At 71.1% G+C, this 10,756-nt stretch carries 9 protein-coding genes and 1 pseudogene; 9 read left to right on the top strand and 1 reads right to left on the bottom strand.

Features of this window, described 5'->3' with window-relative positions:
- The 8 genes and pseudogenes from ACFC02_RS32260 to ACFC02_RS32225 all read left to right on the top strand — a co-directional run.
- Positions 1 to 1,918: pseudogene (locus ACFC02_RS32260) on the top strand (hypothetical protein); the annotation flags it as partial.
- 9 nt (positions 1,919 to 1,927) lie between these two features.
- Positions 1,928 to 2,341: a roadblock/LC7 domain-containing protein gene (locus ACFC02_RS32255; RefSeq protein ID WP_030382516.1), complete on the top strand. Its 414-nt coding sequence runs from the start codon at positions 1,928 to 1,930 to the stop codon at positions 2,339 to 2,341.
- 111 nt (positions 2,342 to 2,452) lie between these two features.
- Entirely contained in the window at positions 2,453 to 2,851 is a 399-nt protein-coding gene (locus ACFC02_RS32250; protein WP_009190816.1) for a DUF742 domain-containing protein, read from the top strand.
- Complete coding sequence (locus tag ACFC02_RS32245) at positions 2,832 to 3,407, top strand: ATP/GTP-binding protein (protein WP_018567895.1); 576 nt, start codon at positions 2,832 to 2,834, stop codon at positions 3,405 to 3,407. Before ACFC02_RS32250 ends, ACFC02_RS32245 begins: the two co-directional genes overlap by 20 nt.
- Positions 3,408 to 3,837: 430 nt before the next feature.
- Positions 3,838 to 7,143, top strand: coding sequence for a nitrate- and nitrite sensing domain-containing protein (locus ACFC02_RS32240; protein ID WP_376365050.1), 3,306 nt, complete (start codon positions 3,838 to 3,840; stop codon positions 7,141 to 7,143).
- Positions 7,144 to 7,153: 10 nt separating this feature from the next.
- Positions 7,154 to 7,567 carry a roadblock/LC7 domain-containing protein gene (locus tag ACFC02_RS32235; RefSeq protein ID WP_004983065.1) on the top strand — a complete coding sequence of 138 codons (414 nt, stop codon included), beginning with the start codon at positions 7,154 to 7,156 and terminating at the stop codon, positions 7,565 to 7,567.
- Between the two features lie 97 nt (positions 7,568 to 7,664).
- Positions 7,665 to 8,234, top strand: a complete 570-nt coding sequence (locus ACFC02_RS32230) for a DUF742 domain-containing protein (protein WP_376365048.1) — start codon at positions 7,665 to 7,667, stop codon at positions 8,232 to 8,234.
- Positions 8,215 to 8,805 carry an ATP/GTP-binding protein gene (locus ACFC02_RS32225; protein ID WP_376365046.1) on the top strand — a complete coding sequence of 197 codons (591 nt, stop codon included), beginning with the start codon at positions 8,215 to 8,217 and terminating at the stop codon, positions 8,803 to 8,805. Before ACFC02_RS32230 ends, ACFC02_RS32225 begins: the two co-directional genes overlap by 20 nt.
- A gap of 647 nt (positions 8,806 to 9,452) precedes the next feature.
- Here ACFC02_RS32225 and ACFC02_RS32220 read toward each other — a convergent pair.
- Complete coding sequence (locus tag ACFC02_RS32220) at positions 9,453 to 10,025, bottom strand: TetR family transcriptional regulator (protein WP_376365045.1); 573 nt, start codon at positions 10,023 to 10,025, stop codon at positions 9,453 to 9,455.
- A gap of 107 nt (positions 10,026 to 10,132) precedes the next feature.
- Here ACFC02_RS32220 and ACFC02_RS32215 point away from each other — a divergent pair, with 107 nt between their 5' ends.
- Positions 10,133 to 10,672 carry a cupin domain-containing protein gene (locus ACFC02_RS32215; protein ID WP_376365043.1) on the top strand — a complete coding sequence of 180 codons (540 nt, stop codon included), beginning with the start codon at positions 10,133 to 10,135 and terminating at the stop codon, positions 10,670 to 10,672.
- The last annotated feature ends 84 nt before the right edge of the window (positions 10,673 to 10,756 follow it).

Genomic DNA, 10,756 nt, shown 5'->3' with positions numbered 1-10,756 from the left:
CGGCCGGCGCTCTCCTCGCGGTCGCCTGCGATCACCAGATCGCCACCCGGGCGGGCAAGGTGCGGGCCGGCTCGGCCCCGGGCCCGCTCAGCGCGGCCAGGTCGGTCCCGGTCAGGGCCCGCGGGCCGCGCTGCCCGGTACGGGCGGCAGGCCGGGCGGACCGGCGGGGCCGGGCGGAGCGCGCGGGCCGCAGGGTCCGGGCCGGCCGCAGCAGGGCCGTCCGGAACCGGCGGGAGCCGGGTCCGCGTTCGGCGGCCGGGGGCCGGGCGCGCCCCAGGGCTTCGGCGACGGACAGCAGGGTGACGGGCGGCAGGCCTTCGGCGACGGACAGCGCACCGGCGCCGGCCGGCCTGGCTTCGGCGACGACGCGCGCACCGGCGCCGGCGGCCCGCAGGGCTACGCCGACGGCCGGCGCGGCGGCCGGCCCGCCTTCGGCGACGGACAGCGCACCGGTGAACAGCAGGGCTTCGCCGACGGCGGTCGGCCGGACGCCTTCGGCGGCGGACGCGGCGGGCTTCCCCCGCGCCGGCCGGACGGCGGCGAGCAGGGCCGGCAGCCGCAGCTGCCGTCGCGCGGTGGTCCGCGTGCGGAGCTGCCGGGCGGCAACCCGCAGCCGCGCACCCCGAGTTGGGGCAACGACAACGCGACGGGACCGGCCGCCCTCGACACCCCGCGCGGCCACGACGAGGCCGAGCAGGCGCAGACCTCCCGCATGCCGCGGATCGAGGAGCACCAGGGACCGGGCGCCACGGCCGAGATGCCGGTGCTGCCCCGCCCCGACGGCCGTCAGGGCCCCGGCGCGGCGGCGGGCCCGTCGGCCTTCCCGCGGCCCGACTTCGAGGCGCCGCGGCCGCAGGGCGACGACCCGCAGACCACCGGGCAGTTCCCGGCGGCGGACGCCGGCCAGAACACGGGCTCGTTCGTCCGCTCGGACATCTTCGGCCCGGCGGCCCGCACGCCGCACGCCCCGCACGCCCCGGCTCGCCACGACGCGCCGGGCGCCGCGCAGGACAACCCCTCGGACACGGGCCGGTTCACCGGCCCGCAGGGTTACGACAGCGGTTCCACGGGCCAGTTCGCCGCACCGCAGGGCTACGACAACGGCTCCACCGGCCAGTTCCCGGCCCCGCAGGGCTACGACAACGGCACCACCGGCCAGTTCGCCGCACCGCAGGGCTACGACAACGGCTCCACCGGCCAGTTCCCGGCCCCCCAGGGCTACGACAACGGCACCACCGGCCAGTTCGCACAGCCGGGCCACGACGCTTCCACTCCGGGCCGGCACTCGCTGCCGAGCCGTCAGGACCCGTCGTCCACCGGTCAGTTCGAGCGGCCCCAGCCGTCCGGCCCCGCCGACTTCGGCGCCCCGCACCCGCAGGCCCCCCAGCAGTCGCAGCAGCAGCGGCCCGACGAGGGGCGCGGCCAGGGCGACGGTTGGGCTCTGCCGCCGGCCACGGGTCCCGGCGACGGCCGCACGCCGCTGTACGACACGCTGGAGACCAACTGGTTCCGCGGCGAACAGCAGCAGGCGGCCGGTCAGCCCGCGTCCCCGCAGCAGCAGGCGCCGCAGGCCCCCGAGGCGTCCGCCGCCTCCCCGGCTCCTGCCGCCCCCCAGCGTCCCGCCTCCGCCTGGCGCAGCTCGCCGAACGACGATCTCGTCCGGCAGGCCGAGCGCGTACGGCAGCCGGCCGCGGGCGGGGTCACCACCTCCGGCCTGCCGCGCCGGGTGCCCCGGGCGAACCTCGTCCCGGGCACGGCTCAGCAGCAACAGCACCAGAACGGTCCGCAGGTCTCGCGTTCGCCCGACGAGGTACGCGGCCGGCTGACCAATCTCCGTCGGGGCATCGCACAGGGTCGTCAGGCCGGCACCGGCCAGACGGGCAGCTTCCCGAGCCCCACTCACCAGCAGGAGCGTTAGTTGAGCCCGATGAGCCAGGCGGCACAGAACCTGAACTGGTTGATCACCAACTTCGTGGACAACACCCCCGGGGTGTCCCACACCGTCGTGGTGTCCGCGGACGGACTCCTTCTGGCGATGTCCGAAGGCTTCCCGCGTGACCGCGCGGACCAGCTCGCGGCCGTCGCGTCCGGCCTGACCTCGCTGACCGCCGGGGCGTCCCGGATCTTCGAGGGCGGCAACGTGGCGCAGACGGTCGTGGAGATGGAGCGAGGCTTTCTCTTCCTGATGTCCATCTCGGACGGGTCGTCCCTCGCCGTACTGGCCCACCCGGAGTGCGACATCGGCCTCGTCGGCTACGAGATGGCGCTGCTCGTCGACCGCGCGGGGGCCGTCCTCACGCCCGACCTGCGCGCCGAACTACAGGGCAGTCTGCTCCACTGACCGGCCCCGGCACCACCCGCGTCACCAAATCACCGTCCGGCCGCCACAATCCCCCCACCGGCCTCGTCCGACGGCTTGCCCGACCGACTTGCTGTCCCGCCCGGAGGATTCATGACCCCGCCCACCGCCCATCATGATCCGTACGCCGAGCCGTACGGGGACGAGGGCGACCAGCCGCTGGTTCGTCCGTACGCGATGACCGGCGGCCGGACCCGGCCGCGCTACCAGCTCGCCATCGAGGCGCTGATCAGCACCACGGCCGACCCGGCAGCGCTGATGGGACTGCTCCCGGAGCACCAGCGGATCTGCCATCTGTGCCGCGAGGTGAAATCCGTGGCCGAGGTGTCGGCCCTCCTGGCGATGCCGCTGGGTGTGGCCCGGATCCTCGTCGCGGACCTGGCCGAGGCCGGTCTGGTGGCCATCCACCAGCCGGGCGGCGACGAGAACAACGGCGGCGCACCGGATGTGACGCTGCTCGAAAGGGTGCTCAGTGGACTTCGCAAGCTCTGACGGGGGCCGGGCCACCACCTCCGCGAAGATCGTGGTGGCGGGCGGCTTCGGCGTCGGCAAGACGACCTTCGTCGGTGCCGTCTCGGAGATCAACCCGCTGCGCACCGAGGCCGTCATGACGTCCGCTTCGGCGGGCATCGACGACCTCACGCACACCGGGGACAAGACCACCACCACGGTGGCCATGGACTTCGGCCGCATCACGCTCGACCAGGACCTGATCCTGTACCTGTTCGGCACGCCCGGCCAGGACCGCTTCTGGTTCATGTGGGACGACCTGGTCCGCGGCGCCATCGGCGCGGTGGTGCTCGTGGACACCCGGCGCCTGGCCGACTGCTTCCCGGCGGTCGACTACTTCGAGAACAGCGGGCTGCCGTTCGTCATCGCCCTCAACGGCTTCGACGGCCAGCAGCCGTACACGCCGGACGAGGTGCGCGAGGCGCTGCAGATCGGTCCCGACGCACCGATCATCACCACCGACGCCCGGCACCGCACGGACGCCAAGTCCACGCTCATCACGCTGGTCGAGCACGCGCTCATGGCCCGCCTGAGGTAACACCGGGACACACTTCGCATAGCGCCCAAGTCGGCAGGGTCGTACGGCAGTTGCCGTAGAAGCACCGGAGCCGGCTGTGTCGTTTGACACGGCCGGCCCCGGTGTTCATAACGTTTCGGCAGAGGAATCGGGTGGTGCCGCCACGCGTCGCGCACATTCGGTGTCGCTGTGCGCACGACTCTCCCGCTTTTTGACGCGGCTCGCTCTTTATGACCGTTTTATCTGGGACTTACATCACTTCGAATCAGTGGTTTCCACTGTTTGGAAGAGCGCATGTCGGCGTGCTGGAATGCCTGAACTGCCCCATGGTCGAAGACGTGCTCCTCAGTGCTCCGGTTCCCTCCGGTTCTGATGTCCGTCCGCGCCGCACGGGGCTACGAGACACTGCGGCACAGACGTAGGTGCCGACCGCCGAGAGGTTGTTGGTCGAGTGAGGCGAAGCAAGAACGGCCCCGAGCCGTCGGCACGGGGCAACTTCACCCCGCCGCAGCGCGGTGCGGCGCCGACGCACGTGCCCCGTTCGGAGCCGGCGGCCGCTCCCGCGCCGAGCGGCGGACGCCTCTCCCCGCGCAACTGGCGGGTGCCCACCCGGCTGAACGCGATCCTGCTCATACCCGTGCTGGTCGGGCTCGTCATGGGCGGCTTCCAGGTCAAGGGTTCCATCGACACCTGGCAGGACGCCCAGGACGCCGAGAACACCGCGCGCCTGGTCCGGGCCTCCCTGACCTACGCCAACGCCCTCTACAACGAGCGTGACACCAGCGCCGCTCCCCTGCTCCAGGGCAAGGGCCCGAACGACTCGACCGTCATCCAGGCCCGGCACCTCACCGACCAGGCCGCCGACGCCTTCGACCAGGCCGCCGAGAGCATGCCGCACAAGGCCGGCCTGGAGCGCCGGCTGAAGCTGTTCCGCGAGGCCGAGCCGCGGCTCCGGTCGCTGCGCGCCGCCGCCTACACCTCCAAGCTGAACGGCGTGCAGACCGAGGAGGGCTACGTACAGGTCGCGCACCCGCTGATGGAGTTCGCCAACGAACTGGGCCTGGGCACCGGCAACATCACCTCCTACGGCCGTACGGTCTACGCCATCTCCCTGACCAAGGCCGCCCTGTCGCTGGAACGTTCGATCGGCATGCACCTGCTGATCAAGCCGGGCCCGGACGACGGCAACCTGGCCAGCCAGCGCATCGCCCTCTCCTCCTATGCCTACCTGGAGAACATCGCCGTCGAGGAGTACCTCGGCGGCGGCACCCAGGCCGACGCGGACAAGCTGGACGCGCAGAAGAAGGACATCCAGTCCAAGGCCGCGGCCATGGCACAGGAGGCCAAGGGCAAGGACCCGCGGTACGTGGCCCCGCCGGCCGACCCGCAGAAGATGGTCACGGCCCTCGCCACGCTGAAGGACACCGGCCCCGCCACGCGCCAGGAACTCGCCGCCAAGGGCGTCACGGCCCAGAACTGGTGGGCCGTCAACACCCTCAAGTTCGACGCCTACCGCAAGATCGAGTCGGACATGGCCGACACCGCCGTGAACGAGGCCGCCGGCATCGCCGACGACGCCAAGCAGTCGACGTTCATCACGGGTGCCGTCGTCGTGATCGCCCTGCTGGCCGCGTTCGTCCTGGCCGGCCTGGTCGCCCGCCAGATGAGCCGCTCCATGCGCCGGCTGCGCAGCGCGGCGTTCGACGTCGCCGAGCAACGCCTGCCGATGCTGGTCGACCAGCTCTCCCGCACCGACCCGGGCCGGGTCGACACCCGGGTCGCGCCGATCCCGATCACCTCCACCGACGAGATCGGCGAAGTCGCCCGCGCCTTTGACCAGGTGCACCGCGAGGCCGTCCGGCTCGCCGCCGAGCAGGCCCTGCTGCGCGGCAACATCAACGCCATCTTCACCAACCTCTCGCGCCGCAACCAGTCGCTGATCGAGGGCCAGCTGACCCTGATCACCGACCTTGAGAACAACGAGGCCGACCCGGACCAGCTGGAGAACCTCTTCCGCCTGGACCACCTGGCCACCCGTATGCGCCGCAACGGCGAGAACCTGCTGGTCCTCGCGGGCGAGGAGCCCGGCCGCCGCTGGGACCAGCCGGTCCCCCTGGTCGACGTGCTGCGGGCCGCCTCCTCCGAGGTGGAGCAGTACGAGCGCATCGAGCTGTCCGGTGTCCCCGAGGCCGAGATCCACGGCCGCTCGGTGACCGACCTCGTGCACCTGCTGGCCGAGCTGCTGGAGAACGCCACGACGTTCTCCTCGCCGCAGACCAAGGTCCGCGTCACCGCGACCCGGCTGCCGGACGGCCGGGTCATGGTCGAGATCCACGACAAGGGCATCGGCCTGACCGCCGAGGACTTCGCGGACATCAACCACAAGCTGGCCAACCCGCCCACGGTGGACGTGGCGATCTCCCAGCGCATGGGCCTGTTCGTGGTCGGCCGCCTCGCCGACCGGCACGGCATCCGGGTCCAGCTGCGCCCCTCCGGCGAGCAGGCCGGCACCACCTCGCTGGTCATGCTGCCCGACGCCATCACCCACGGCGGTGGCGGCGAACAGGGCATGGGTGGTGACGAGTTCACCGTCCGCCAGATCATCCCCGAGCAGCAGTTCCAGGGCGAGGACTTCACTCAGAGCCAGCTGCCGCCGATGCGCACGGCCGCGGAACTCGGCTTCGACGACAGCCGCTACGCCGAGGTGCCCGACGACATACGGGAGCTGGACCCGGTCGGCCGTTCGCTCAAGCGCGAGGAGCGCCGCGCCTCCCTGGAGGCCCAGGCGCAGGACGGTCCCGCCGCCGAGGCACCCGCTTACTCCGACGAGTCCACCGGCCGCCGGCAGGCGTACGACACCGGACAGACGGCCTACCCTCAGCAGCAGCCCGGCTACGACCAGCGGACGGCGTACGGGGAGCAGCAGCAGCCGGCGTACGACCCGCAGGGGCAGCCGTCGTACGAGCAGCCGTCGTACGAGCAGACGTACTACGCGCCGGACGGCGGTCTGCCGCAGAACGACGGTCTGCCGCAGAACGACGGTCTGCCCCAGGACAATGGCCTGCCGCAGCATGGCGGGTACGCGGCGGACGCCGGCTACCCCGGTCCGGCCACCTATGCGGAACCGGTGCAGCAGGAGCAGCCCGCGGCCCCCGCAGACCCGTACACCGGTTACCAGGCCCAGCCCTACCAGGACGACTGGCCGCAGACGGACGGTTATCCGAACAGCTACGCGGACCAGTACGCTCCGCAAGCGGAATCCGCGCAGGCCGCTGACGCGGGCGAGGCCGATTCCGTAGGCTTCGACCGGCCGGAAGCGGCCCCCGAGGCCGGCCACGAGCTGACCGACGCCGGACTGCCGCGCCGCGGTTCCTCCGGGGGCGCCGCGAACGGCTCGCGGTCCGTGCCCCCTCAGGCGTCGGCTCCGGCCGCGGAGAGCAACGGCGCCGGCGACTGGCGTTCGGCCAACGACGAGCGGTGGCAGCAGGCCTCGCAGCTCAAGAAGCCCAAGGCGGGCGGGGTCACCTCCTCGGGCCTGCCGCGTCGGGTGCCCAAGGCCAACCTGGTCGAGGGCACCGCGGAATCGACTCCGCAGGGCGGCCCACAGGTCTCCCGTGCCCCCGAGGACGTCCGGGGCAGGTTGAGCAACCTGCGCCAGGGCGTCCAGCGGGGACGCAGCGCAGGAAGTGAACAGAACGGCCAGGCCACAAGGAATGAACACAGTGGTCCTGACAGCACCTACAACCAGGAGCGTTAGTGTGAGCCCGATGAGCCAGGCGGCACAGAACCTGAACTGGTTGATCACCAACTTCGTGGACAACACCCCCGGGGTGTCCCACACCGTGGTGGTCTCCGCCGACGGACTCCTTCTGGCGATGTCCGAAGGCTTTCCCCGCGACCGCGCCGACCAGCTCGCGGCCGTCGCCTCAGGCCTGACCTCGCTGACCGCCGGTGCCTCGCGCATCTTCGAGGGCGGCAGCGTGAACCAGACGGTTGTGGAGATGGAGCGGGGATTCCTCTTCATCATGTCCATCTCCGACGGTTCGTCACTCGCCGTACTTGCCCACCCGGAAGCGGACATCGGTCTCATCGGGTACGAAATGGCGCTTCTGGTGGACCGTGCGGGCACGGTCCTGACTCCGGATCTGCGAGCCGAACTCCAGGGAAGCCTTCTCAACTGAAAGACAGACGGTGCGTCGCGGTGTCCCGGGGCCGTAAGGTTTCGGGACGCGGCTTCCACTCGGTGGGGTGCCCGGCGCAGTCGGAGGAGGAGTAAGAGTGGCAACACACCCAGGCAGTTCGTCCTCGGGCAACTGGTCGTACGGCCCCGCGCAGGGCCACGGCGACGGCCAGGCGAACCCGTACGCCTACCCCTCCGCCCCGTACCACCGGCAGCCGTTCGCTCCGCAGGGCCCCGGCCCTTCGCCGTACGACCAGCCGCCGGCGCCGCGCATCCAGCCGGTGCAGCCGCAGCGACGCACCCCTGAGCCGGCGCCCGCGGCGTCGAACAACCCACTGGTCCGCCCGTACGCCATGACGGGCGGCCGCACCAGGCCTCGGTACCAGCTCGCCATCGAGGCCCTGGTGCACACCACCGCGCAACCGCACCAGATGCAGGGCCAGTTGCCCGAACATCAGCGGATCTGCCATCTGTGCCGCGAGATCAAGTCGGTGGCCGAGATCTCGGCCCTGCTGACGATTCCTCTCGGCGTGGCCAGGATCCTCGTCGCCGACTTGGCGGAGGCGGGCCTGGTCGCCATCCATCAGCCCGGCGGCGACGAGAGCGCCGGCGGCCAGCCAGACGTGACACTGCTCGAAAGGGTGCTCAGTGGACTTCGCAAGCTCTAGCGGAGGGCCGGTTTCTCCCAGTCGTTCCACCACCTCCGCGAAGATCGTGGTGGCGGGCGGCTTCGGCGTCGGCAAGACGACCTTCGTCGGCGCCGTCTCGGAGATCAACCCGCTGCGCACCGAGGCCGTCATGACGTCCGCTTCGGCGGGCATCGACGACCTCACCCACACCGGGGACAAGACCACCACCACGGTGGCCATGGACTTCGGCCGCATCACGCTCGACCAGGACCTGATCCTGTACCTGTTCGGCACGCCGGGCCAGGACCGCTTCTGGTTCATGTGGGACGACCTGGTCCGCGGCGCCATCGGCGCCGTCGTCCTGGTCGACACGAGGAGGCTCGCCGACTGCTTCCCCGCCGTCGACTACTTCGAGAACAGCGGGCTGCCGTTCGTCATCGCCCTCAACGGCTTCGACGGCAACCAGCCCTACGGCCCGGACGAGGTCCGCGAGGCCCTGCAGATCGGCCCGGACACCCCGATCATCACCACCGACGCCCGGCACCGCACGGACGCCAAGTCCACGCTCATCACGCTGGTCGAGCACGCGCTGATGGCGCGGCTTCGGTAGGTCTGCGACGGAGAAGAAGATCTCCACCTGGTTCAGCCAGGAGGCGTGCACAGGGGTGTGGACCAGCACCGTGTTCGGGAACGCAGCGGTCAGCCGGTCTGCGGCCTTCTTGCCGCGGTGGGAGGAGCCGTTGCCGACGACCCAGAACACGCGTTTTGCGCTCGTGTACGGTTCCTGGCTCATGACCTGAGCGACGAGGGCCATGAGGGCGCCTCTCCCTGGCGGCACGCCTCAGCGAGCGCTCCCGCACCGCCTGGCCGCAACTTCAACCAGAGTGGCTACGCGGTCGGGGTCGCCGGCCTCGGCTATGGCTTCAGCCACCCGTGCCAGGACCCCCACCTGCCCAACGGGGTCGATGATGGAGCAAGCGATGGCCCAGCGCGCTTGACCAAGGCAGTCGCGCGATCGAGGTCGCCTGCCTCGGCTACGGCTTCAGCGCGTTTGCTCGTGCTGGATTTCCGTTGCCACGAAAGATGATCCTGCACGCCAGGTAGGACGTGCCCGCCAGCTCAAGCCTGGTTGATCACGCAACTTGGCCCGGATCCCCCCAGTCACACCACTCGTTTCGACACACCCGCCACCGGGTGCCAACGCTTGACCACAGCGGACAGCCCCAGTCCCCTGCGCGGATCGCAGAAGAGGACGGTCTAGCTCAGGCCGGCTGCGGCGCGGGCGGTCCGGTCGAGTTCGCGGTGGGCGAAGCCGGCGAACCTGCGATAGGTCGGGCTTGCGGCCCAGCGCGCGTATGCCGCGCCGAACGCCGCGGCGCCGGCCAGTCCGGCCAGCTCGGCCGTCCCCGCGGCGACGCCCCGAGCCAGCAGCGCTTCGGCCATCGTCTGGGCAAGCGCGGCGTGCTTGAGCACGGCCCGCTCGTGCAAGGTCGCCGAGGAAGCGATCAGGCGTTGACGGGTCGCGGCATGGCGGTGCCGGTCGGCATCGAAAACGGGGTCGGCGGCGAGGACCGCGGCACGCACGAGCTCGAGTGGCGAGGCACCTGCCGCGCCGTCCGCGATGGCCTGCCGGAAGGTGCTGGCGAGCAGGTCTTGGCCCCAGAACAGCACCTCGGGCTTGTCGGGGAAGTGGCGAAAGAACGTCGCCTTGCTCAGTCCGGCGCGGCCGGCAATCTCGGCGGCCGACACCGCCTCGAATCCGCGCTCGGCGAACAGCTCAAGGGCGGCGTCCTCCAGCCGTGCCTGTGTGTCCGGTTGCCAGCGGGCCATGGCCCCACTATAGCGGCGCATTGCGACTCGGTCTCGTCACCGTATACGGTGATGAGACCGAGACTCATCACTGGGTCTTGTTTGGACGCATTCGAGGAGAGCACAGCATGACGGTTCGCCGGGTCATCACCGGGCACGACAGCGAGGGCAGGTCGCGTGTGGTCGACGACCAGAACGTGGAGCCGATCACCTCTGCGCTGACGCCCGGCTTCGCCGCTTACCGACTGTGGGGACGAGACGAGCCGCCCACGTTCCCGGACGACGGGTCGCCCGGCGGCGTCGAGACGTACTTCCCGCCGCGGGAGGGATCGCGCTTCGTGATCATTACGCATCCCCCGGAGGGAGTGACCCCACCGCCGGACGTGGACGCAGCCGCGGCTTCTGCCGAACTGGAGCGGCAGATGCCCGGCGTGATGGCCTCAATGGAGCCCGACGGCTCAGGGATGCACACCACCGACACGATGGACTACCTGATGGTCGTGCAAGGCGAGGCCACGCTCGAACTCGACGAAGGCGAGCGAGTCGTGTTGCGGGCAGGCGACGTGGTCGTCCAGAACGGCACCCGGCACGCGTGGCGCAATTACGGCACCGAGCCCTGCACGCTCGTCGCTGTCTCGGTCGGCGCGGACCGCACGACAACCCGTTAGTCCCGCGCACCCCAGGGACATGGCCGGTCGGCCTCGAGACTCGATGCTCTCCTCTGCCACCGCCTGAGTCGGCGGTGGCAGAGG

The organism is Streptomyces sp. NPDC056160 (assembly GCF_042268205.1).
Taxonomy (GTDB): Bacteria; Actinomycetota; Actinomycetes; order Streptomycetales; family Streptomycetaceae; genus Streptomyces.
The sequence above is the reverse complement of the archived record's forward strand: the minus strand, read 5'-3'. Positions and strand labels throughout refer to the sequence as shown.

Bases quoted from the DNA above. Each gene is read 5' to 3' on its own strand.
- ACFC02_RS32255 (WP_030382516.1), top strand. From the start codon at position 1,928: ATGAGCCAGGCGGCACAGAACCTGAACTGGTTGATCACCAACTTCGTG.
- ACFC02_RS32250 (WP_009190816.1), top strand. From the start codon at position 2,453: ATGACCCCGCCCACCGCCCATCATGATCCGTACGCCGAGCCGTACGGG.
- ACFC02_RS32235 (WP_004983065.1), top strand. From the start codon at position 7,154: ATGAGCCAGGCGGCACAGAACCTGAACTGGTTGATCACCAACTTCGTG.
- ACFC02_RS32220 (WP_376365045.1), bottom strand. From the start codon at position 10,025: ATGGCCCGCTGGCAACCGGACACACAGGCACGGCTGGAGGACGCCGCC.
- ACFC02_RS32215 (WP_376365043.1), top strand. From the start codon at position 10,133: ATGACGGTTCGCCGGGTCATCACCGGGCACGACAGCGAGGGCAGGTCG.